This is a genomic window from Pectobacterium sp. CHL-2024, from assembly GCF_044751765.1.
Lineage (GTDB): Bacteria > Pseudomonadota > Gammaproteobacteria > Enterobacterales > Enterobacteriaceae > Pectobacterium > Pectobacterium brasiliense.
This window is the reverse complement of sequence record NZ_JBIXKO010000001.1, coordinates 76,161-98,502: the sequence shown is the minus strand read 5'-3', so window position 1 is coordinate 98,502 and position 22,342 is coordinate 76,161. Positions and strand designations below refer to the sequence as shown.

Genomic DNA, 22,342 nt, shown 5'->3' with positions numbered 1-22,342 from the left:
CTCGGTATGCCTACCGACATCGCTCTCGCCACAACTCAACGCCCCGTGCTAGTTACTCTTAACTATGTCCCTTCCGCCGCGGCCTTCTGTGACACAATGGCGGCCTTGTGCTGCATGCGGTTTTGCATCTGGTCGATAATCACCGCCACAATGATGACGATGCCTTTAATCACCATCTGCCAGAATTCACTTACGCCCATCATCACCAGCCCGTCGGCAAGAATCCCGATAACAAACGCGCCAATCAGCGTGCCCAGAATCGTGCCGCGCCCGCCTGCCAGCGACGTTCCGCCGAGCACCACAGCAGCAATCGCGTTCATTTCAAAGGCGGTGCCCGTTGCCGGATGGCTGGCAACCAACTGAGAGGACACCACGATGCCCGCGATAGCCGCGCAGAAGCCGGAAATGGTGTAGACCCAGACTTTAACCTGACGCACTTTGACGCCGGAGAGTTCAGCGGCACGCTCGTTGTCACCAATCGCATAGACATGACGGCCGAACGGCAGGCGGCGCGCCACGTAGGCAATCACCACGGCCAGCACCAGCATCAGCCAGATGGCCAGCGGTAATCCCAGGATCGTGGCGGAGCCAATCAGCTCAAAACCGGTGTTGCCCAACTGCGGGTTACCGCCCAAGCCGGGGAATGTCTCCCCACCGGAAATCAGCATCGATGCCCCACGCACGATGTACATCGTTCCGAGCGTGCAGATAAAGGGCGCAACGTTATACCGCGTGATGATCCAGCCGTTGATGGCACCAATGAGCGCGCCAATCAGCAGCACGACAGGCACGATGACCCACACGCTGGGGAAAATCGCGACGCCGAACATGGGCAGCACAATTCCCTGAGTAATCATGTAGCCCGCCACCATGCCGCACAGCCCTAACGTGGCACCGATTGACAGGTCAATCCCGGCGGTGATGATGACAAACGTTATCCCCAGCGCCAGAAACGCATTGATGGCAATGTGCTTAACCATGATGATCAGGCTGCCTGTGGCCAAAAATCCGGGCACCGTGAAGGCAAAGAACCCCAGAATCAGGAACAGCGCGATAAACGTGCGCAGCCTGAGAATCAACAGCAGGATGCTCTCTCGTGAGCGTACAAACTTACCCGGTGATAGCGCGCCTGACGCCGCCGGAAGGTGAGTCGTTTTCATGTCAGAACCCTTGTGCACTTGCCGAAACCAATGCCGACTCGCTGGCCGACTGACGCACGATATTCGCCGTCAGCTTGCCATTCGACATCACTAAAATACGGTCCGATACCGCCATAATTTCTTTCAAATCCGAGGTGGAAAACAGCACGCCGATGCCCTGTTCCGACAGCCCGACCATCATTTCAAATACGTCGGCTTTGGCACCCACATCAATGCCTCGCGTGGGTTCATCCAGCAGCAGCACCTTGGGGCTGGTCAGCAGCGAGCGACCAATCACCACTTTTTGCTGATTGCCGCCGCTGAGCGCCTGAATTTCCACCTCGGGCGAAGAAACTTTGATCGCCAGTTGCCCAATCGTGCTGGCAACCACTTCCTGCTCTTGCCGCTGGAAGATCGCCATGCCGTATTTCAGCCGCCGCCACAGGCTGGCGATGGTGAGATTGGAAGCCACCGACGAGAGCGGAAAGATGCCGGTTTTCTTGCGATCTTCCGGCACCAGACTCATGCCCATACGAATGCGCTGCGCGGTAGAGAGCCGCGGATTAACCGGTTTGCTATCGAGATAAATCTTGCCCAGATAATCATTCTGAATACCCAGTAGACACTCGAAGAGTTCGGTACGCCCCGCCCCCATCAGCCCATAAATGCCGACGATTTCCCCTTCACGCACCATCAGCGACACATCATTGACCACCTGATGCCCGGCATCATTGAGGCAGGTAAGGTGTTCCGCTTCCAACACGGGCGCACCAAACGTTCTGCCCGGATGCAGAAAGCTGGTGACAGGGTCACCGCCGAGCATTTCCCGCACGATCCACGGCACGTCGATGTCGCTAACGGCCGCCTCTGCCTGAAAACACCCGTCGCGCAGGATGGTGATGTAGTCACCAATCGCCATCAGCTCTTCCAGCCGGTGTGAAATGTAGATAATCGACACATTCTGGCGCGTCAGCTCGCGGATCACGCGAAACAGAATCTCGACCTCCGTTTTGCTCAGCGCAGAGGTGGGTTCGTCCAGAATCAGAATGTCGGCCTGATCCGCCAGCGCCTTGGCGATTTCCACCAGTTGCTGCTGGCCGACTTTCAGGTTGGCAACCTCGGTACGCGGTGAAATATCCTGATCGAGGCGCGCCATCAGCTCCGCCGCAATCCGCTCCTGCGCCAGATAGTCGATAGGCGCAACGCCTTTTTGCAGTTCTCGGCCCAGGAAGATGTTCTCCGCCACGCTCAGGTTCTCGGACAGGTTGAGTTCCTGATGCACCATGCCAATGCCTTTTGCCGCCGCATCACGCGTATCCACGATGCGCACCGCTTCGCCATTCAGCAGAATCTGGCCGGACGTCGGCTGCTGCACACCAGCCAGAATCTTCATCAGCGTCGATTTACCCGCCCCGTTCTCACCAATAATCACGTTGACCTTGCCGCGATACACGTTGTAATCGACGTTATCCAGCGCTTTGGTACCGGGAAACAGCATGGTGATGCCGCGGGTCGCCATCACGATATCGGGTCGGTTCACCGCATTTGATTGCAGAGAAGTGTCTGGTTTTTCCATCACTGCGCCCCTCCGCCGCTCGTTTCGGTCAGGTTTAACGTCATCGGCACCGCTTCGCTGATGCCCTGTTTGGTCACCACCAATGCCGCCAGTACGTTAACGGGCTTACCCTGTACACCTGCATCCAGCTCCGGCAATGACGCGAGCGCTTTGTTATTCAACGCGCGAGCCAGTTGGGCAAACTGCACCTGATTTTTGAAGTCATCAAAGCGAATAAACCCAGCCGCATCGCGAATGGCATTGCCTTTAACGATGGGCCCAAGTTGAAGCGTGACGGCGTCACCTTGCACATCAAGCGTCAATTTTCCTTCGCGACTTTCCCGATCAATCCCGCTGACCGTGCCCTGAAGCCGTGCGTAGACAGCTTTACGCGCCGAACCCTCCAGCGTTGCCTGCGTTTTCTTCACCTCGTCCCAGGACAGCGCCTGCTGCTGCGCAGTTGGGAGCAACTTCGGCTGCCACAGCGCTGTCGCGATGTTCTCTGGCGTCATGGTGCTATAGCCCGGTGTAGCCGCTGGGTCGACCGGAATGATCGGTTTACCGTTTTCATCCAGATCGACCACCGTACAGGCCGACAGCAGCAAGGCGCAGAGCCCAACCCAACAGGCGCGGTATCGTTCATCAAACAGCATAACGACTCCTTTATCAGCAGGAGCTGATGCTCCTGCCGCCTTAATTACGGTTTCAACGCAAAGGTGTTGAGTTTGGTCGCGTTAGATTCGTCGATCAGAATGCAGTCCATCAGCTGTTTCTCTTCATGCTGTGCCTTGCCGTTCTTCAGGTAGTAATCCGCCTGTTCGACCGCCATCTGCGCCTGTTGCCAGCCCGGTTGCAGCACCGTGGCCTTAATATTGCCTTTATTGATGATGGAATCGCGCACGTAGTCGCTGCCGTCAAAGCCCACCACAATCACGTCGTGACGCCCCGCCGCTTTCAGCGCGGCTTCCGCCCCCAGCGCCATCGTGTCGTTGCCGGAAATGACGCCAGTGATATCCGGATTTGCCTGCAAGATGGCTTCCATGCGAGTAAAGGCTTCCGTCTGACTCCAGTTCGCCGTTTGTCTGGCGACGCGCTTCATGTCGCTATATTGGTCGATCACATCGTGATAGCCCTGCGAACGGACGTGCGCATTGGTGTCTGACTCGCGACCAATCAGCTCGACGTATTTGCCTTTGTGCCCCATCAGTTCGACGAATTTCTCCGCACCGAGCTGCGCGCCCTGATAGTTATTGGAAACGATCTGCGCCACGGCCACGCCGGTTTCATTGATTTCACGGTCGATCAGGAAGGCGGGAATACCGGCAGCTTTCGCTTTTTTCAACGGGCCAATGGTCGCATCAGCCCCGGCATTATCCAGAATGATGGCTTTCGCCTTGCGGGCAATGGCGGTTTCAATCAGCTGATTTTGCTTGCTGACGTCATCGTCATGCGACGCCACCAGCGTGGTGTAGCCCAGTTCGATGGCTTTGGTTCTGGCACCTTCGGCTTCGGCTTTAAAGAACGGATTGTCATGTGAAGGGGTAATTATGGCGATCAACCCGTTATCTGCGGCGAACGCACCGGCAGAGAAGGAAAACATGATGGCCAGCAGGGAGGATTTCAGACGGTAAGGTTTCATTGTTATTCCCCTGTTTGAATATATATTCAATACTGAATTAACATTCAAATGAAGTTTTACAACCAACCGAAAAATTGTCCAACAGCAAAAACAGGAATAGCGAAGCAGCTCACAAATTGTTTACATTTTGCGCGAGGCGATAGCGGTGAGAGTCGGGAAAAAACAGAGACAAGAGAGATAAAAAAGTTCCGGGAGGAATTTTTAACGTTGCGTCAGCAGCGGCACGCAGGGTGACGGATAAGTCGGCGTCATAAAAATGCGGATGACCGAGGTCATCCGCAGGGTACGCACTACAGGGGATTATCTATGGAGTACAACCTAAAACAGGAACGGTAACTCAAAAGCTACGAGGATTTATTTTCGGCGGCATCCTCCTCCGCCTGTTCTTTGATTTCTTCATACTGGAGCGAGAGCGGGCCGCACCAGCGCTGCGCCAGCCAGCTGGCAACCACCACCAGCAACCAGCTAATTAACGTCGCCACCACCAAATCCTGCGGCCAATGCATGCCGAGTACCAGGCGGCTACCCATAACGCCACTGGCCCAGAGCATCAGGATCACCACCGTTTTATAATGCCGACGCGCCCACAGCAGCCCAACGCCCAGCAGCGCCCAGGTTGCAGCAAACATGGTGTGCCCGGAGGGGAAAGCAAAGCCGGTTTCAAACTGCCAGTGGCTGCGCAGCCATTGTGGAATCTGCGTTTGGTCCTGCAACTGTGTTTTCACCAGTTCCGAACGCTCCTTACGCGGCAGCGAATAGAAATAGCTGTCGTCCACCTGATGATTTTTCTCCAGCCAGACCACATAGGGCCGTGATTCCTGCACCCACTCTTTAATCGCCGATTTGATTCCCTGTCCAATCAGCACCGTAATTGCCATGATGACCAACAGGCCGAGCGCGGGTTTCAGGCGAAAACGCAGGCACCAGAGAAACCAGATACTGAGGACGATGCTGGTCAGAATGCCCCACGGCGATGTCACCGTTTCTGTAATCCAGAAGAGTACGCGTAACCAGAGTCCGTCGTACTCCGGCTGCCACTGCCAACCGCTCATCCAGATAATCATTGGCATAATCAGTAATAGCGCTGCGCCAATGGTTGTTCGTTTGGCAATTTCGTACATAATTTCTTCCCATAATTCAGCATGATGCTATGCAACAAAACTTTCACAATTCTATCAGAAAATCCGACACGAACTGTCAGTATGGCGTAAAATAGCGCTCAGTTCTGTCAACGAACCTGAAACCAGACTGCGGTCTGACCACGTTATAATTCAATTTTTGTGACATTCTTAGACAGGCTTTTTTACTGGTCAAGCGCGATGGGTCGCAGTAGGATTCGCCTCAGCATTCTTGTTTTTAGACACGTTTTTTGGACACAGCTTTTTGGATACAGATTTTTTGGAGAAAAGTATGCAGCTAAAACGGGTGGCGGAAGCCAAGTTGCCCACCCCGTGGGGCGATTTCCTGATGGTAGGTTTCGAAGAGATCGCCACGGGCCACGATCACCTTGCTCTGGTTTATGGTGATATTTCCGGTTCAGTTCCCGTACTCGCCCGCGTGCACTCCGAGTGTCTGACGGGGGATGCCCTGTTTAGCCTGCGCTGCGACTGTGGTTTCCAGCTTGAAGCGGCACTGAGCCACATCGCCGAAGAAGGTCGCGGCGTGCTGCTATACCACCGTCAGGAAGGCCGTAATATTGGGCTGCTCAATAAAATCCGCGCTTATGCCTTGCAGGATCTGGGAGCCGATACGGTGGAAGCCAATCATCAGCTTGGGTTCGCCGCCGACGAGCGCGATTTCACGCTGTGCGCCGATATGTTCAAGCTGCTCGACGTTGATGAAGTTCGCCTGCTGACCAACAACCCGCAGAAAGTGAAAATACTCAACGAAGCGGGCATCAATATCGTTGAGCGCGTGCCATTAATTGTCGGGCGCAACCCGAAGAATGAGAACTATCTGGCGACCAAGGCGGCCAAAATGGGGCACCTGCTGGATATGAAGTAACGATCCCGCTTTCACGTCAGGATCGTTTCTTTCCATGCTCACAGCCGGTTTTTAACCGGCTGTTTTATTGGGATCAATGCTTGAGGATGTACATGTCTTGCGTGTAATAATCACCACGCACATTGGGGGAAAAACCACCGATGTAGGTCTTAACCATCTGCGGCTGGACATAGTAGTAGATGGGCAACAAAGGAACGTTGCTATCTAAAATATCCGAAGCTTGTTGATAAATCGCCTCTTTCTCCTGCTTATCCTTCGCCGTCAGCGCCTTTTTCAACAACGCATCATATTGTGCATGACTGAATTTACCGTTGTTGTTGCTGTCATTCGTTTCCAGCGTATTCAAGAATGTACTGGCTTCGTTGTAATCCCCAGTCCAGGACTGTCTGACCACCTCAAAGTTACCGGTACGTACGGTATCCAGCATCGTTTTCCATTCCTGATTTTGCAACGTCACTTCCGACCCAAGATTCTTCTTCCACATTGAACTGGCGGCAATTGCCACGCGTAAATGTGACTCGGAGGTGTTGTAAAGCAGGTTGAATTTCAGCGGATGCTTGTCATCAAACCCAGCCTCTTTCAACAGTTTCTTCGCTTCGTCATTACGCTGCTGCTGCGTCCAGTTTGCCCACTCTGGATCCTTGCGCTGGAAGCCCCCTATATTTTTGGGAATCAGGCTGTAAGCAGGCGTCTGCCCCATACCTAACACATTATTTGCGATGATATTTTTATCCAAACTGAGATCCAGTGCGCGACGGACGCGGGGATCGTCAAAAGGGGCTTTTTGCGTATTGAAGCGATAAAAATAGGTTCCGATCTGTGGTGATACCTTCACCTCCTGCGGATACTCTTTTTTCAGCGATGCGAATTGAACGGGCGACAGAATGCCCGTGACATCAATTTCGCCGGATTTATAGCGATTCAGCTCCGCCGCCTGCGAGCTGATCGGCAGATACGTCACTTTGTTAATGATGGTATGCGCGTTATCCCAATACTGGCTATTGCGCTTGCCGACGATACGTTCGTTAACCACCCATTCGCTCAGCGTATAGGGGCCACTGCTGACGAAATTTCCGACCTGCGTCCAGTTATCAGGGTGTTTTTCGAGAACCGCTTTCGGCAGCGGGACCAGAATATGGTACGCCGACATTTCCAGAAAATACGACAGCGGGTGTTCTAACGTGACTTCCACCGTGTGGCTGTCCAAGGCTTTCACACCCAGCGAATCCGGCGCTTTCTTACCCGCCAGAATATCCGCCGCGTTCTTCACATACATACTGGCGACATAGGTGCCGTAAGGTGACAGCGTTTTAGGGTCGCTAAGGCGTCTCCAGCTATACACCACATCATCTGCGGTAATCGGTGAACCATCGGACCATTTGGCATCAGGCCGCAGGTGGAACGTCCACACCGTGTTGTCTTTATTATCCCAGCGCTCGGCCAGTCGCGGCTGAATGGTGCCGTCATCGCCCACGCGAACCAAATTATCGAAGAAGTCATTAATAATGTGGCCTTCTACATCGCTTTCCACCTTATGCGGATCTAACGACGCAGGCTCTGAACCGTTACCCCGCACCAGCTCTTGTTTATCCGCCAGTTCCACACCAGCAGGAACCTGAGCAGCAAAAGCCGATGTCATCGCGCCTGTTGCACACAGCGTGAGAAACAGCAGCGAGTGTTTAAAACGTTTTTTGATCAACTCATTCATATAACCTCCTGTTATATCCCCGGCATTCTTCAAGCGGCATTGGCGTCGTATTCGGGGCGTGGCTGGGCAATAGTTTTTACTTATTCCCCATGTAGTTAGCATCACAATAACCTAACCACAATTCACCAGAGGATTCGAGTCTTTCATGTGGGAAAACGTGCGCTGGTGCAGAGGAAGAAGGTGCACCAGCGCAGCAGGTCTGAACAGGAGTGGAGTTACAGCATATTGCGGATAACGTAGTGCAGGATGCCGTCGTTCTGGTAGTAGGTCAGTTCGTTACGGGTATCGATGCGACAGCGGGTACTGATGGTCTGCGTGTTACCGCTGCTATCCGTGATGTTGACCTCAACCGTTGCTCCCGGCGTCAGCTGATTTAGCCCCGTAATCGAAATTTGCTCGTCGCCGGTTAATTGCAGCGTTTTACGCGTCACGCCGTCAGGAAACTCCAGCGGCAGAATCCCCATCCCGATCAGGTTAGAACGGTGAATACGTTCAAACGATTCGGCAATCACCACGCGGACGCCCAGCAAGCGCGGGCCTTTCGCGGCCCAGTCGCGGCTGGAACCGGAGCCATACTCTTTACCAGCAAACAGTGCCAGCGGGACATTTTCGTCCTTGTAGCGCATCGCCGCATCATAGATCGTCATCTCATTCTGCGACGGGATGTGGCGGGTATAGCCGCCCTCTTTACCGGGCACCATTTCATTGCGGATACGAATGTTGGCAAACGTCCCGCGCATCATCACTTCGTGGTTACCACGCCGTGAACCGTAAGAGTTGAACTCCGCAGTTTCGACGCCGCGCTCTAGCAAATATTTCCCTGCCGGGCTGTCGCGCTTGATGTTGCCTGCCGGAGAGATATGGTCGGTTGTCACCGAATCGCCCAGCATCGCCAGAATCCGCGCGTTGTGGATATCCTGAACCGGCTCAGGCTCTTTCCCCATATCCAGGAAGAAAGGCGTCTGGCGGATATAGGTCGATTCTTCCGGCCATTGATAGGTAGGATTGTTGTCGACCTCAATATCTTGCCACTCCTGCGTGCCTTCAAACACGGCGGCATATTGCTTGTGGAACATGCCCGCGCTGACATTCAATACCGCGTCCGCCACCGCTTTCGTCGACGGCCAGATATCTTTCAGGTAGACGGCTTTCCCGTCACGATCTTCACCCAGCGGTTCTTGCGTCAGATCGACGTTCATATTCCCCGCCAGCGCGTACGCGACCACCAGCGGCGGCGATGCCAGCCAGTTCGTCTTCACCAGCGGATGAATACGGCCTTCAAAGTTACGGTTGCCTGACAGCACTGCGCCGACCGTCAGATCGCCGGCTTTTATCGCCGCTTCGATCGCATCCGGCAGCGGGCCTGAGTTACCAATACAGGTGGTACAGCCGTAGCCCACCAGATTGAATCCCAGCTCGTCGAGGAACGGTGTCAATCCCGCTTTAGCATAGTAATCCGTTACGACCCGAGAGCCCGGCGCCAGCGAGGTCTTGACCCACGGCTTGGTTTTCAGACCGCGCTCTACGGCATTTTTTGCCAGCAGTCCGGCCGTCATCAGCACGCTCGGGTTAGAGGTATTGGTACAGGAGGTGATCGCGGCGATCACGACGGCCCCCTGCTGTAAACGGTGCGTTTCGCCTTCCAACGTGAATTCTTCATAGTCAGAACGGTTCTTCACCGCGCTGACTTCCAGCTCCCGGCTGGCTTTAAAGGCTTCCGGCACGCCCGCTAAAGGCACCCGATCCTGCGGGCGTTTCGGCCCTGCCAGACTGGTTTCCACCGTCGACAAATCCAGCGCGAGCTGGCTCGTAAATACCGGCTCATCACCCGTATTGCGCCACAGCCCCTGCTGCTTACTGTAGGCTTCCACCAGCGCGATCTGTTCTTCCGCGCGGTTGGTCAACCGCATGTAATCCAGCGTGATTTGATCGATAGGGAAAAAGCCGCAGGTCGCACCATATTCCGGTGCCATGTTGGCGATGGTTGCGCGATCCGCCAGCGGCAGCGAATCCAGTCCATCGCCGTAAAATTCCACAAATTTACCGACCACGCCGTGCTTACGCAGCATCTGCGTGACCGTCAGAACCAGATCGGTTGCCGTGATCCCTTCGCGCATCTTGCCGCTTAGCTTGACGCCGACCACGTCAGGGATCAGCATCGACACAGGCTGCCCCAGCATTGCTGCCTCGGCTTCTATCCCGCCGACGCCCCAGCCGAGCACACCTAAACCGTTAATCATCGTGGTATGCGAATCGGTTCCCACCAGCGTATCGGGATAGGCAAACTGTTTGTCGCCCTGCTTTTCATACCAGATAGCCTTGGCGAGATACTCCAGATTCACCTGATGGCAAATTCCGGTTCCCGGCGGCACGACGCTGAAGTAACTAAAGGCATTTTGTCCCCAGCGTAAAAACTCATAACGCTCACGGTTACGCGCCATTTCCAACTGCGTGTTATCCACGAGTGCCTGACGATCGCCGAAATGGTCAACCGTCACCGAGTGGTCAATCACCAGATCGACCGGCGACAGCGGGTTAACCTTATTCACATCGCCGCCCAGCCGTTTCACCGCCGCTCGCATTGCCGCCAGATCGACCACGGCAGGCACGCCGGTAAAGTCCTGCATCAATACACGCGCGGGACGATAGGCGATTTCCCGGTCAACATGGCCCGTCTTCAGCCAGTCTACAACCGCCTGAAGATCGTCCTGCTCTACCGTGTCGCCGTCCTGATGCCGCAATAAATTCTCCAGCAGCACTTTGAGCGACTTCGGTAATTTATCGATGTTCCCAAGCGTTTTCGCCGCCTTCGGCAGGCTGTAGTAATGGTAAATCTGCTTCTGTACCGTCAGTGTGTCCAGACAAGTGTCGCGAAGGTGTGATGACATGCTTCCTCCCAAATTAACTTGCTATACCCGTCATACTTCAAGTTGCATGTGCGTTGGCTTCATTCGGTCACCCGAATCACTTACTTGAGTAAGCTCATCGGGATTCCCTCACTTGCCGCCTTCCTGAAACTCGAATTATTTAGGGGATATTCGTTATTCTGCATCGGGCGATTAATCAATAACCAGCCTGAGCTTGCGGTCTTATTTAAAGATAACACAAACAAAAAATAACGTTTTTGCAACAATGCGATATGAACGCAGCGATAGCCGTTAGCTATTGAAAAGAAGCAAGCCAGAATAAACGCCAATGGGAACGTGAAGAGGATGGAAAACGGTCACAGCCGCGTGCGGATGAGAGCGAAGAGACAAGCGGCCCGAAGGCCGCTTGTCTCTTGTCTCAGTGTATTAACCTGACCTTAATTTAGACATTTCCGGCAGCCATCACAGGTGCCTCTTCGTCGGCATGCTCATGATCGGGTTCTTCCAGATCGTGGTTTCGCTCGAGCTTGGCCACAACTGCGGTCGCCATGCCGTTACCAATCACATTGGTCGCCGTGCGGCCCATATCCAGGAACTGATCGATACCAATAATCAGCAAAATGCCCGCTTCGGGTAAGCTGAACATCGGCAAGGTGGCTGCTACTACCACGACCGCGGCGCGTGCCACGCCAGCCATGCCTTTACTGGTGATCATCAGCGTCAGCAGAATCAGTGTCTGCTCCGTAAAGCTTAAGTGGATATTGTAAGCCTGCGCGATGAACAGAATGGCAAAAGCCTGATAAATCATGGAACCGACAAGGTTAAAGGAATACCCCAACGGGAGTACAAAGCTGGTGATTTTTTTGGGAACGCCGAATTCGCTCAGCGCTTCCATCGTTTTCGGATAGGCCGCTTCGCTGCTGGCGGTGGCAAACGCCAGCATACTGGGTTCGCGCAGCAGTTTGATCAGACCCCAGGTTGCTTTCTTGCCGAGGAACAGTGCACCAGCCCCGAACATAAGCCCCCACAGCAGCGCCAGACCAAGGTAGAACTCACCAATGACTTTGCCAAAATCGAGGAGCAGCCCCAGCCCCTCAGTCGTAATAGACGACGCCAGAGAGGAAAATACGGCCAGAGGCGCTAACCGCATGACATAGTCCGTCACCCGGAACATCACTTTCGCCAGTTCCTCAATCATCGATTCCATCGTGACGGCATGTTTATTCTGGCCTTTCACAAAAGCCAGCGCGGAACCGAAAAACATCGAGAACACCAGAATCTGCAATATTTCGTTATTCGCCATCGCTTCGACGATGCTGCGTGGAAATATATGGGCAATGAAGCTTTTCAGTGTAAATCCACCGGTATTCACGCCGGTCTCTACCGCTATTGGCGTACTTGGAATAACGAGATTCATTCCGACACCAGGCTCAAAGATGTTTGCTAACATCATGCCAATAAAAAGAGAAACCACGGAAGAACAAATAAACCACACCATCGCCTTCAGCCCTATTCGGCCAACGGAAGAAGAGTTCCCCATGCTAGCAAGGCCAGAAACCAATGTGGCGAAAACTAATGGCGCAATAATCATTTTTATCAGGCGCAGAAAAACATCGGTCACTAAATTAAAGTAGGATACGACCTCTTTGGCCTCCTGCTCCGTTAATAAAGAATGACAGGCGCCGCCGACAATAATCCCGAGAAGAATAGCCAAGGCTATAAAAAATAATAACCTGTTCTTTTTCATAGTAACCTCATGATAATGAATAGAATCAGACAATACGCACCATTAGCAAACATGAGCCACCTAACGCACAGGCGTAAGCAACCTACGACTTATCCGAATTTTATCGGCGTATTCTCTGTGTCTTGATGTGGTGATAATGTGTTTTGATGTGATGATAATAGTTACTCGGGAAGCGTGTTTGCTTTTCCATCACTGATAGAAAAAATGTCGACGAGATGTAACGTATAATTGGAAACGTCGCTGCTCATTAATATTGCACGCGCGCTACAAAAACCGTTGGACATAACTACCCCTCCTTTATTACATGCGATAAATAAAGGGGTAGTTTAATCAACGTCGCTTTGAAATAGTTCCCCTTCATACCTTTTCCTATTTATGTTTTTGAATATCCATTAGACGCTCACCATGGGGAAATAACTTAAATCGACGGTATCATGAAAAATACGAAACTTGTCACTAATGAAATTTTTCTTATCAACAGATTTAGTAATGATTAATTAACCGCTATAAATCATGCGTCGAAAAACGCCGCCCAGATCTCCCCTTTCTTCCATCTGCCTATCGCGATCTTGCCAACCCAGAAGTCGCCCTCACAATCCGTAATGCTGCGGTTTCTGTCCCAGACAAAAGTGGCCTCTGTCACACACGGTGTGGCTTTACCGATCGCCGCCGTTAGAACCCATAAGGTCGTCCTGGAATAACCTATGAAAATTTGATTTTGCACCGCCAAAATCGCCCAAATTTCACGCAAAAATCATACATAAGGAGTATTTTGCAAGAGGCCTCACACTCTCCCGTTACGTTTTGTTGTAAAAAAACGACATGTCGTTATTCAACAATCATCAGCGCATGTGTTGATGGAAAAATAATAATAGGAAGGGGTTTCCATGAAACTGTTTTACAAAGCTGAAAGCAGTTCTCTTTTTACACACATTGTTTTGATCGAGTCCAAATTGGAATTCAAGCTGGAGAAGGTCAATCTGCGCACGAAAAAGACAGAGCGTGGCACCGACTATACGTTCATCAACCCGAAAGGAATGGTGCCAGCGCTAGAGCTGGATGACGGGTCTATCCTGACTGAAGGTGTCGCTATTGCCGAGTACATTGCCGATCTGGTTCCACACTGTAACCTTATCGCTCCGACGGGCAGTATGGCGCGCTACCATACGCTCGAATGGCTGAATTATATTTCTGCTGAGCTGCACAAGACGTTTACGCCGCTCTTCCGTCCCGGCACGCCGGAAACGTATAAAGAGCTGTTGATGGAGTATTTGCAGGTCAAATTCCGCTATATCAATCTGGTGTTGAGTGAACAGAATTATCTGGTCGCCAACCGCTTTAGTATCGCCGATGCGTATCTGTTTACCGTGATGCGCTGGGCGCAGTCGCTAAAACTGGATATGTTCCGCTACCCTGCGCTGGCAGCTTACCTCGACCATATCGCCGAACGCCCTTCCGTCGTTACCGCGCTTAAGGTTGAAAGGTTAAAAGGCTAGCATGCAATAACGCCCCGGTATTCGGGGCGTTATACGTTTTACGACAGGCGAATCGCCTGGAAGTGATGACGCGGATTAGCAATCCCATCCTGAGCCGCAACTAGTTGCAACTCATACTCATTCATCTCTTTCGTCACCAGCATGACTTCATAGACCGCCGCCGTAGTGTGCTCCAGCGCTTTATCCAACGCCACGCCCTTCAGCAAGTTCACCAGCAGTAATCCACTGGTTAAATCGCCCACACCGACAGGTTGACGTTCAAACTCTACCAGCGGGCGGCTGATGTGCCAGGCATCCGTCGGCGTCACCAACAACATTTCAAAGCTGTCTTCACGCGTGGCTGCACGACTCAGGTGTTTTACCAGAACGATTTTTGGCCCTTTTGCACACAGGGCACGCGCGGTCTCTACAGCTTCGGTCACGTTATGCACGGTACGGCCACCCAGCAGTTCCAGTTCAGGCAGATTCGGCGCGATAATGTCGGCCGCAAGCAGCGACTGCTGGCAGTGGAAATCAGACACACCGGGCGCGACGATACAGCCTTTCTCCGGCGTACCCATCACCGGATCGCAGAAGTACAGCGCATCAGGATTAGCCTCTTTCACCTGACGAACAATACCCAGAATATGTTCCCCTTGCTCGGCAGAGCCGATATAGCCGCTCAACACCGCATTACAGGTTTTCAGTTTGTCGATGTTCGCAATTCCTTGCACCACCTCGGTCAGGTGGCTGGCGGGCATCACACACCCCGTCCAGTGACCGTATTGGGTATGATTGGAGAACTGCACCGTATTCAACGGCCAAACGTTTGCGCCCATCCGACGCATCGGAAACTCTGCCGCACTGTTACCGGCATGACCAAAAACGACATGTGACTGGATGGAAAGTATATTTTTCATTAGCTATGACTCAGATCCTTGCCAGCGCCTGTGCGCCTCAACTTACAAGAAGAAAGGGAGCTAACGCTCCCTTATCGGTAATGCTTATGCTTTCCAGCAGATCAGGCAGTAGTACTTTTTGCCGCGACGCAGCAAGGTGTAGCGATCAAACAGACGGTCGGCATCGCTGAAGGTATATTCAGGGTCAGCCTGTTTTTCGCCGTTAATGGTGACCGCATTCGAAGAGATCATCGTACGAGCCTGACCGCGTGACGGCACGAGCTCAGCGCTGACCAACGCCTGTTGCAAATCCGCACCGTTTTCCAGTTCGATAATCGGCATACCATCCTGTGCCAGCTGCGCAAAGTCGTCCTGCGTCATATCCTGCAATGCACCAGAGAACAGGCTTTGTGTAATACGACGAGCCGCTTCCAGACCGGCTTCGCCGTGAACCATACGGGTCACTTCTTCCGCCAGCACGTACTGCGCGCGTGGAGCTTTGCCACTGTTTTTGTCTTCTTCTTCCAGCGCATCGATATCTTCGAGGCTCATGAACGTGAAGAATTTCAGGAAGCGGTACACGTCGGCATCCGCCGTGTTGATCCAGAACTGGTAGAATTTGTAAGGGCTGGTCTTGCTGGCATCCAGCCAGATCGCGCCGCCTTCCGTTTTACCGAATTTTGTCCCATCTGACTTGGTGATCAGCGGCACAGTCAAACCGTAAACCTGTTTCTGGTTCATGCGGCGCGTCAAATCGATACCTGACGTGATGTTGCCCCACTGGTCAGAACCACCGATTTGCAGCTCGACATCATGCTGCTTGTTCAGCGAAGCAAAGTCGTACCCTTGCAACAGGTTGTAGGAAAACTCGGTGAACGAGATGCCGACGTCATCACGGTTTAAACGCTGTTTGACCGCTTCTTTGCTAATCATCTGATTAACGGAAAAGTGCTTGCCGATATCACGCAGGAAATCCAGCACATTCATACCGCCGAACCAATCGTAGTTATTGGCCGCGATCGCACTGTTTTTACCGCAGTCAAAATCAAGGAATGGGGAAACCTGACGACGAATCTTCTCTACCCACTCACCCACGGTTTCAGCCGTGTTCAGCTTACGTTCTGTGGCTTTAAAGCTTGGGTCACCGATCAGCCCCGTGGCACCGCCAACCAGCGCCACCGGCTTGTGGCCAGACAGCTGGAAGCGTTTCAGGCAGAGCAGCGGCACCAGATGCCCCAAATGCAAGCTGTCGGCGGTGGGATCAAAGCCGCAATACAGTGCAATTGGCCCTTGCGCCAGCCGCTCTGCTAACGCTTCCTCATCCGTCACCTGGGCAATCAAGCCCCGCTCTTGCAATTGTTTAATCAGGTTACTACTCGCCATCGATAACTCCATTTTTATAAAAAACAGGCTGTTACGTTCCCGTTGGGTTTACGCACAACGCCGTGAGAGATGCGCAGCATACCTGCCTGCTGTCGCATGATGATTTCGCTGCTGCATGACTTTATGCAACAGGCTATGAACGCCATATCGCCGCGCAATGCCCAGTCAGCGCGAAACTTCATAGGATAAAGTGCTGATGATAGGAGCGCCAGCGTTTAACACGGATATTTCGCGATTAGGGCGCTAAACGATCGATCTGCCAGCCCTCGTCCTGCCGCTGGTAGAAAAATCGGTCATGCAGACGGTGTTCACCGCCCTGCCAAAACTCGACAGAATCGATAACCACGCGGAAGCCACCCCAGAAGCTCGGCAAAGGCACCTCGCCATTCTGGAATTTTTGCTTCAATTCCAAAAATTTGCTTTCCAGCACGCCGCGCGCTGAAATCCGGCTGGACTGCCTGGATACCCAAGCACCAATCTGGCTGTCTTTCGGGCGGCTGTGGAAATATTTCAGCACCTCAAGCGCCGGCAGCTTCTCTACACGCCCCAGCACGATGACCTGCCGCTCCAACATATGCCAAGGGAACAGCAGGCTGATACGTGGATTGTTTTCCAGATGATGGGCTTTGCGGCTGCCCATATTGGTATAAAACACCATGCCTTTCTCATCATAGTGTTTCAGCAGAACGATACGCTGGTAAGGCTGCCCGTGCTCATCCACGGTCGCAACGGACATCGCGGTAGGATCGGCCAGTTTTGCGTCGCAGGCCTGCTTTAGCCAGCGTTCAAATAAATCCAGCGGGTTCGCGGGAAGATCGCTACGACGAAGCCCGCCACGCGTGTATTCACGGCGGATGTCAGCAATATCGGCGGGTTGAATAAGAGGAGAACCGTCAGAAGGGGAGCGTTCCTGAGTCATAATATCCTGCTGTCGCAATGTCGGGCCAGAAGCGGGCGAAAATCCCATTTTGCTCCCGTACCCGAAAAATCGCAATCAGCAGCGACATCACTAGCGTGCGGCGTCAGTTACATCGGTGCCAATACGCAGTCGTCTATGATAACCCGTTCACCCCGTTGGATAAATGCACGATCGCCTTTGCTCCAGAATGTGTAGGTATCATTGCTGTATCTGACGCCAGAAGCAGACACCACTTGAGGGAGCGTGAGACGTTCACCGTCCAGCAGGAAACTCACCTGCGGAGTCGCTTCACCGCCCTGCTGTAGCGTCACGGTTAGCGGCATTGTCCCGCATTGATAATGCAGCGTTTCCACCGTCTGTTTATGACCAAAATAACTGCATCCACTCAGCAGAATCAGCGCTGTCCCTGTCAGCAATCGTTTCATTCTTTTCTCCTGTCATTCTTGTCGATGGCGGCAACTGGCGCTGCCGCTCGTTTAAGTTTAACAAGAGGATAACGATGAACCTCTCGGCAAAATCTGATTAATCCGCGTTGACCGGATAAATCGCGCCTAACACCGTTTCCTGGCTCGCGCCCGTGACAGACGGCAAATTGCCCGGCAGCCCTGATAGCGTGCGTGACGCCAGCCAGGCAAATGCCAGCGCTTCCATATCATCGCCGCTCACGCCGCACTCATCCGTCGTGCTAACTTCGATACCCGGCAGCAGCGCCGAGAGACGCGCCATAATGAGCGGATTACGCGCGCCACCGCCACAAACCAGCAGGCGTTCACACCCACCGACCAACAGCACCTGTTCAGCGATGCTCACCGCCGTTAACTCAACCAGCGTTGCCTGAACATCCTGCGGCGCTATCGGCGGCAGGCCCGCCAGCATTCTTTCCAGCCAGCCCAGATTGAAATACTCACGCCCGGTGCTTTTGGGCGCTCGCAACGCAAAATAAGGATCGGTCAGCATCCGGCGTAGCAATAGCGGATTCACCTGACCGCTCATCGCCCACGCGGCGTCTTTGTCATACGGCTGCGCGCAGTGCCGCCAGATCCAGGCATCCAACAGCATATTTCCGGGACCGGTGTCGTAGCCACGCACGGGCGCACCCGGCACCAACAGCGACAGGTTGGCGATGCCCCCAATATTGAGCACGATGCGTCGTTCGACAGGATGCAACAGCAACGCGTGGTGGAACGATGGCACCAGCGGAGCGCCCTGCCCGCCATAAGCCAAATCGCGGCGGCGAAAATCCCCTACGGTTGTGATGCCAGTCAAGGCGGCAACGCGGTTATTATCGCCGATCTGCAACGTACAAGGCGCATCACCCGTGGGCTCATGCCAAACCGTCTGCCCGTGGCAGCCAATCGCGGTGATATCCTGCGCTCCCAGCTCCGTCTCTTTAAGCAGCGTCAGCACAGCTTCGGCAAACAAGATGCCCAGACGGGTATCCAGCTGTCCCAGCGCCGACAGCGTCACCGCCTGCCCCTGACACATCCCCAGGATGGCCATTTTGATGTCCTGCGGTATCGGGTGACAGTAGCTGACCTGCTGAGCAACCGTATGTTCGTCAATCGCGGCTAGCACAACATCCACACCATCAAGGCTGGTGCCGGACATTACGCCAATATATCTGCCTGATCTCATTATATAGCCTTTGCCCCTGTGGGATAAAAAGAGAACACCGATAACAACCGTTACGTTGAGAATAAAAGTAGCACGTTAACACGCTGAATTATTAAATTTTTTACGTTTTTGCCACACGGGTTAGGTTTTAACCAAATATCGGTTTTTGATAATATTTGCTACAAAAAATGCCCTTTCTCGTACTATTTATTCCTCTGTTTATACGCAATTTAAGCGCACTATTATATTCTGAAAAAAAGAGTAAAAAGAGTGGCATGCTACACTGAGCCAGACCATAATTTATTGGTATAACACTGCGTCGGCCGAGGCTGAGCCAGCCCGACATATTCGCGATTAAGGAGTTTGTATTATGATGAAGCGTTTACTTGTGGTTACCCTTGCTGGTATCACGCTGGCTGGTTGTGCTAATACCAGTACGCTTTCAGGTGATGTTTACAGCGCATCCGAAGCTAAACAGGTACAGACCGTGACCTACGGTACGATTGTTTCTATGCGCCCGGTTCAAATTCAGGCGGGAGAAGATTCTAACGTGATCGGTGCACTCGGCGGTGCTGTGCTGGGTGGTTTCCTGGGCAACACTATCGGCGGCGGTTCCGGTCGTAGTCTGGCGACAGCAGCGGGCGCAGTAGCCGGTGGTGTAGCGGGTCAAAGCGCTACAGGTGCGCTAAACCGCACACAGGGCGTAGAACTGGAAATTCGTCGTGATGATGGCAGTACCATCATGGTAGTACAGAAACAAGGCGATACGAAATTCAGCGCAGGTCAACGCGTTGCCATGGCCAGCAATGGCCGCAGTATTACCGTTTCCCCACGGTAATGCTGTGTGACGATCGCCGTTTTCTGCGGCGATCGTCACAACGAATAATCAACTCCCGGAATAAATAACCAATAATCGATACCGGTAATCTTGCCGGGATTTAATTCTCCCTCTGCGTAACCCAAATTTAGCTACGCTTGATTCTCATGTAATGCCAATATATTTTTCTCAAGACGCGAAACCAGCAACGCTAATTCATCCACCTGCTCCGGCGTAATACCAAATAAGACTTCACTACGTGTATGGCTAATTACACCATTGACTGCCTGTATGATTGGCTCTGCTGATTCAGTCAGCATAATACGTTTTGCCCGACGATCGTGCGCACAAACGTGGCGAGTGATTAACCCTTTTTCCTCAAGCTGATCCAGTGTTCGGACTAATGAGGGCTGCTCAATACCTATCGCTTTGGCGAGTTGAATCTGCGACTGCCCAGGGGGTAGATGGTATATGTTATGCAACGTGACCCAATGCGTCTGAGTCAGTTCAAGTGGTTTTAATCGATGATCGACCAGTGCACGCCATACGCGCACCAGACGGGCTAAATCAGATCCTAATGGCAATTCCATCACCTCTCCTTATTGTTAGCACGCTAAGTTATATCCCTGGATTGCAATCAACTCTGATTTATAAGAATAAAAAATGACTTTATTGTTGTAAAAATAGCTCCATATGAAATGGATTCTATCAAATAAAAGTCTTTTAAAAATGATCTCAGGCTTATTTTATTCAATCGAACGCTCCTGCGTTGCTTAAACAAAATTTCACGTAAATAGATCATCTAAGACAAGATAACTTAGAACAACGATGGCTGACGGGACTCTGCTGGTGTATCGGATTTCTCTGAACGCAGTGAACGTTTCATTCTCTGCCGACACAAACGCAGCACATCCTGTTTCTGCGCATCACTCATTTGGCCCCAACTAAAGCGCTCATTACGACTGCGAAAGCAACCGCGACAATATCCGCCTTCATCCGCCTGACAAATACCACGGCATGGATTAGGGACAACAAAGAGTTCAAGTTGCTCTGGCACAACACCTCCTGCTACAACTCTATTTATTGAAGCCCTGTTCTTTACCGCTGGCAAGCCCAAACGGACAGTCACAATGAAAATAATTAGGTAACCATTGTAATAACTGACGATTTTTTTACACGTCAGGCAGCCTAAAATTGCCCCAACGCGCTATTTACCCCTCCTGATAGTACGTTTTAACACAAACCTCACTGTAGTGTCGCATTTTTAGCATCATCCCAACAGCTTGGACTCGGTAGCGCCACAACGCTATACTTCCTTCTTTGCTGCACTTTTTAACGAGGACACTATGCGCTTACTTCACACCATGCTGCGTGTTGGCGATTTACAACGTTCTATCGATTTCTATACCCAAATCCTGGGCATGCGCGTGCTGCGCACCAGCGAGAATACCGAATACAAATACACGTTGGCTTTCGTCGGTTATACCGAAGAGAGCGAAGGCGCAGTTATCGAGCTGACCTACAACTGGGGCGTCGACAGCTATGATTTGGGCAACGCCTATGGTCATATCGCGCTGGGCGTTGACGATGTTGCCGCAACCTGCGAGCGCATCCGCAAAGCGGGTGGCAATGTAACGCGTGAAGCAGGCCCGGTCAAAGGCGGCACAACCGTGATCGCGTTCATCGAAGATCCGGACGGTTATAAAATCGAATTGATCGAAAACGCCCACGCCGGTAACGGCATCGGTCACTAATCCCCCGCATTCTACAGGTGCTGCATCAGCACCTGTTCTCCCCCTTCTTCTGCTATCTCCGCCGTTTGAAACAGCACGGGCATGCTGCATCTCCGGTCAAAATTTGCAATAATGCGCGCTGCGTTTTGCTAACAATTAAGAGAAAAATGGCTGATAAAAGTGATCTGAACGCCCTGAGCGGCCGTTTTCGTGGGTTTTACCCGGTAGTGATTGATGTTGAAACCGCCGGATTTAATGCGAAAACCGATGCCTTGCTGGAAGTTGCGGCGGTAACATTAAAAATGGATCAAGACGGTTGGTTACAGCCAGATGAAACGCTACATTTTCATGTCGAACCTTTTGAGGGCGCGATTCTGGAGCCCGCCGCACTGGCGTTTAACGGCATTGACCCCACCAACCCGCTGCGTGGTGCCGTGAGCGAATATGAAGCGCTGCATGAAATTTTCAAAGTCGTGCGTAAAGGCATTAAAGACCAAGGCTGCAACCGCGCGATTATCGTGGCGCATAATGCCACATTCGATCATAGCTTTATGGCCGCAGCAGCCGAGCGCTGTAGCCTGAAACGTAATCCCTTCCACCCTTTTGCCACTTTCGATACCGCAGCACTCAGCGGGCTGGTGTTAGGCCAAACAGTCCTTGCTAAAGCCTGTATTACCGCCGGTATTGCGTTTGATTCCAGCCAGGCGCACTCCGCGCTGTATGACACCAACCAGACGGCATTGCTGTTCTGTGAGTTGGTTAACCGCTGGAAACGTCTGGGCGGATGGCCGATTGCACTGGAAGAAAATTCGCTGGAAGACGCGTCAGCCGAAGACTGAAAAG

The 22,342-nt window shown here is 52.6% G+C and carries 20 protein-coding genes; 5 read left to right on the top strand and 15 right to left on the bottom strand.

Going from position 1 to position 22,342, the window contains the following annotated elements:
• Positions 1 to 62: 62 nt before the first annotated feature.
• From ACIPUG_RS00455 to pgpB, 5 genes are all read right to left on the bottom strand, one after another.
• Complete coding sequence (locus tag ACIPUG_RS00455; protein ID WP_039481026.1) at positions 63 to 1,160, bottom strand: ABC transporter permease; 1,098 nt, start codon at positions 1,158 to 1,160, stop codon at positions 63 to 65.
• A gap of 1 nt (position 1,161) precedes the next feature.
• Positions 1,162 to 2,715, bottom strand: a complete 1,554-nt coding sequence (locus tag ACIPUG_RS00450; protein ID WP_400336844.1) for a sugar ABC transporter ATP-binding protein — start codon at positions 2,713 to 2,715, stop codon at positions 1,162 to 1,164.
• Positions 2,715 to 3,347: a DUF2291 family protein gene (locus ACIPUG_RS00445; protein ID WP_400336842.1), complete on the bottom strand. Its 633-nt coding sequence runs from the start codon at positions 3,345 to 3,347 to the stop codon at positions 2,715 to 2,717. Before ACIPUG_RS00445 ends, ACIPUG_RS00450 begins: the two co-directional genes overlap by 1 nt.
• Before the next feature lie 44 nt (positions 3,348 to 3,391).
• The gene (locus tag ACIPUG_RS00440) at positions 3,392 to 4,333 is read right to left on the bottom strand and encodes a D-ribose ABC transporter substrate-binding protein (RefSeq protein WP_039509666.1); all 942 of its coding nucleotides are present in this window, start codon (positions 4,331 to 4,333) and stop codon (positions 3,392 to 3,394) included.
• A gap of 344 nt (positions 4,334 to 4,677) precedes the next feature.
• Positions 4,678 to 5,454, bottom strand: coding sequence for a phosphatidylglycerophosphatase B (gene pgpB / locus ACIPUG_RS00435; RefSeq protein WP_014915724.1), 777 nt, complete (start codon positions 5,452 to 5,454; stop codon positions 4,678 to 4,680).
• Between the two features lie 289 nt (positions 5,455 to 5,743).
• Here pgpB and ribA point away from each other — a divergent pair, with 289 nt between their 5' ends.
• Entirely contained in the window at positions 5,744 to 6,337 is a 594-nt protein-coding gene (gene ribA / locus ACIPUG_RS00430) for a GTP cyclohydrolase II (protein WP_010276651.1), read from the top strand.
• Between the two features lie 73 nt (positions 6,338 to 6,410).
• On the opposite strand, the gene ACIPUG_RS00425 is transcribed toward ribA, so the two are convergent.
• The 3 genes from ACIPUG_RS00425 to ACIPUG_RS00415 all read right to left on the bottom strand — a co-directional run bounded on the left by ACIPUG_RS00425 (position 6,411) and on the right by ACIPUG_RS00415 (position 12,659).
• Positions 6,411 to 8,045, bottom strand: coding sequence for an ABC transporter substrate-binding protein (locus tag ACIPUG_RS00425; protein ID WP_205563763.1), 1,635 nt, complete (start codon positions 8,043 to 8,045; stop codon positions 6,411 to 6,413).
• 215 nt (positions 8,046 to 8,260) lie between these two features.
• Positions 8,261 to 10,933, bottom strand: coding sequence for an aconitate hydratase AcnA (gene acnA / locus ACIPUG_RS00420; RefSeq protein WP_039503303.1), 2,673 nt, complete (start codon positions 10,931 to 10,933; stop codon positions 8,261 to 8,263).
• 421 nt (positions 10,934 to 11,354) lie between these two features.
• Positions 11,355 to 12,659, bottom strand: a complete 1,305-nt coding sequence (locus tag ACIPUG_RS00415) for a dicarboxylate/amino acid:cation symporter (RefSeq protein WP_400336839.1) — start codon at positions 12,657 to 12,659, stop codon at positions 11,355 to 11,357.
• Between the two features lie 887 nt (positions 12,660 to 13,546).
• Here ACIPUG_RS00415 and gstA point away from each other — a divergent pair.
• Entirely contained in the window at positions 13,547 to 14,155 is a 609-nt protein-coding gene (gstA, locus tag ACIPUG_RS00410; RefSeq protein WP_039525649.1) for a glutathione transferase GstA, read from the top strand.
• A 38-nt stretch (positions 14,156 to 14,193) separates the two neighbouring features.
• Here the strand turns inward: gstA and pdxY are convergent, their stop codons facing one another.
• From pdxY to anmK, 5 genes are all read right to left on the bottom strand, one after another.
• The gene (gene pdxY, locus ACIPUG_RS00405) at positions 14,194 to 15,054 is read right to left on the bottom strand and encodes a pyridoxal kinase PdxY (RefSeq protein ID WP_040035165.1); all 861 of its coding nucleotides are present in this window, start codon (positions 15,052 to 15,054) and stop codon (positions 14,194 to 14,196) included.
• An 84-nt stretch (positions 15,055 to 15,138) separates the two neighbouring features.
• Positions 15,139 to 16,416, bottom strand: a complete 1,278-nt coding sequence (gene tyrS, locus ACIPUG_RS00400) for a tyrosine--tRNA ligase (RefSeq protein ID WP_400336836.1) — start codon at positions 16,414 to 16,416, stop codon at positions 15,139 to 15,141.
• A gap of 235 nt (positions 16,417 to 16,651) precedes the next feature.
• Entirely contained in the window at positions 16,652 to 17,335 is a 684-nt protein-coding gene (pdxH, locus tag ACIPUG_RS00395) for a pyridoxamine 5'-phosphate oxidase (RefSeq protein ID WP_039468073.1), read from the bottom strand.
• A 107-nt stretch (positions 17,336 to 17,442) separates the two neighbouring features.
• On the bottom strand, positions 17,443 to 17,760 hold the full coding sequence (locus tag ACIPUG_RS00390; RefSeq protein WP_039467780.1) for an MliC family protein: 318 nt from the start codon (positions 17,758 to 17,760) through the stop codon (positions 17,443 to 17,445).
• A gap of 97 nt (positions 17,761 to 17,857) precedes the next feature.
• Positions 17,858 to 18,970, bottom strand: coding sequence for an anhydro-N-acetylmuramic acid kinase (anmK, locus tag ACIPUG_RS00385; protein ID WP_400336834.1), 1,113 nt, complete (start codon positions 18,968 to 18,970; stop codon positions 17,858 to 17,860).
• Between the two features lie 349 nt (positions 18,971 to 19,319).
• Here anmK and ACIPUG_RS00380 point away from each other — a divergent pair, with 349 nt between their 5' ends.
• On the top strand, positions 19,320 to 19,787 hold the full coding sequence (locus tag ACIPUG_RS00380; RefSeq protein WP_005972534.1) for a glycine zipper 2TM domain-containing protein: 468 nt from the start codon (positions 19,320 to 19,322) through the stop codon (positions 19,785 to 19,787).
• Between the two features lie 131 nt (positions 19,788 to 19,918).
• Here the strand turns inward: ACIPUG_RS00380 and slyA are convergent, their stop codons facing one another.
• Both slyA and ACIPUG_RS00370 read right to left on the bottom strand, forming a co-directional pair.
• Positions 19,919 to 20,356, bottom strand: coding sequence for a transcriptional regulator SlyA (slyA, locus tag ACIPUG_RS00375; protein WP_010276609.1), 438 nt, complete (start codon positions 20,354 to 20,356; stop codon positions 19,919 to 19,921).
• 227 nt (positions 20,357 to 20,583) lie between these two features.
• The gene (locus ACIPUG_RS00370; RefSeq protein ID WP_071822592.1) at positions 20,584 to 20,823 is read right to left on the bottom strand and encodes a DUF1289 domain-containing protein; all 240 of its coding nucleotides are present in this window, start codon (positions 20,821 to 20,823) and stop codon (positions 20,584 to 20,586) included.
• A 289-nt stretch (positions 20,824 to 21,112) separates the two neighbouring features.
• Between ACIPUG_RS00370 and gloA the strand changes: the two genes are divergently transcribed.
• Together gloA and rnt are read left to right on the top strand one after the other, a co-directional pair.
• Positions 21,113 to 21,520 (top strand): lactoylglutathione lyase, encoded by a 408-nt coding sequence (gloA, locus tag ACIPUG_RS00365; protein WP_010276601.1) that lies wholly within the window; start codon positions 21,113 to 21,115, stop codon positions 21,518 to 21,520.
• Positions 21,521 to 21,666: 146 nt separating this feature from the next.
• Complete coding sequence (gene rnt, locus ACIPUG_RS00360) at positions 21,667 to 22,338, top strand: ribonuclease T (RefSeq protein WP_014915738.1); 672 nt, start codon at positions 21,667 to 21,669, stop codon at positions 22,336 to 22,338.
• Positions 22,339 to 22,342: the final 4 nt, after the last annotated feature.

Coding starts and splice junctions, on each gene's coding strand:
- ACIPUG_RS00455 (WP_039481026.1), bottom strand. CDS start 1,160: ATGAAAACGACTCACCTTCCGGCGGCGTCAGGCGCGCTATCACCGGGT.
- ACIPUG_RS00450 (WP_400336844.1), bottom strand. CDS start 2,715: ATGGAAAAACCAGACACTTCTCTGCAATCAAATGCGGTGAACCGACCC.
- ACIPUG_RS00445 (WP_400336842.1), bottom strand. CDS start 3,347: ATGCTGTTTGATGAACGATACCGCGCCTGTTGGGTTGGGCTCTGCGCC.
- ACIPUG_RS00440 (WP_039509666.1), bottom strand. CDS start 4,333: ATGAAACCTTACCGTCTGAAATCCTCCCTGCTGGCCATCATGTTTTCC.
- pgpB (WP_014915724.1), bottom strand. CDS start 5,454: ATGTACGAAATTGCCAAACGAACAACCATTGGCGCAGCGCTATTACTG.
- ribA (WP_010276651.1), top strand. CDS start 5,744: ATGCAGCTAAAACGGGTGGCGGAAGCCAAGTTGCCCACCCCGTGGGGC.
- ACIPUG_RS00425 (WP_205563763.1), bottom strand. CDS start 8,045: ATGAATGAGTTGATCAAAAAACGTTTTAAACACTCGCTGCTGTTTCTC.
- acnA (WP_039503303.1), bottom strand. CDS start 10,933: ATGTCATCACACCTTCGCGACACTTGTCTGGACACACTGACGGTACAG.
- ACIPUG_RS00415 (WP_400336839.1), bottom strand. CDS start 12,659: ATGAAAAAGAACAGGTTATTATTTTTTATAGCCTTGGCTATTCTTCTC.
- gstA (WP_039525649.1), top strand. CDS start 13,547: ATGAAACTGTTTTACAAAGCTGAAAGCAGTTCTCTTTTTACACACATT.
- pdxY (WP_040035165.1), bottom strand. CDS start 15,054: ATGAAAAATATACTTTCCATCCAGTCACATGTCGTTTTTGGTCATGCC.
- tyrS (WP_400336836.1), bottom strand. CDS start 16,416: ATGGCGAGTAGTAACCTGATTAAACAATTGCAAGAGCGGGGCTTGATT.
- pdxH (WP_039468073.1), bottom strand. CDS start 17,335: ATGACTCAGGAACGCTCCCCTTCTGACGGTTCTCCTCTTATTCAACCC.
- ACIPUG_RS00390 (WP_039467780.1), bottom strand. CDS start 17,760: ATGAAACGATTGCTGACAGGGACAGCGCTGATTCTGCTGAGTGGATGC.
- anmK (WP_400336834.1), bottom strand. CDS start 18,970: ATGAGATCAGGCAGATATATTGGCGTAATGTCCGGCACCAGCCTTGAT.
- ACIPUG_RS00380 (WP_005972534.1), top strand. CDS start 19,320: ATGATGAAGCGTTTACTTGTGGTTACCCTTGCTGGTATCACGCTGGCT.
- slyA (WP_010276609.1), bottom strand. CDS start 20,356: ATGGAATTGCCATTAGGATCTGATTTAGCCCGTCTGGTGCGCGTATGG.
- gloA (WP_010276601.1), top strand. CDS start 21,113: ATGCGCTTACTTCACACCATGCTGCGTGTTGGCGATTTACAACGTTCT.
- rnt (WP_014915738.1), top strand. CDS start 21,667: ATGGCTGATAAAAGTGATCTGAACGCCCTGAGCGGCCGTTTTCGTGGG.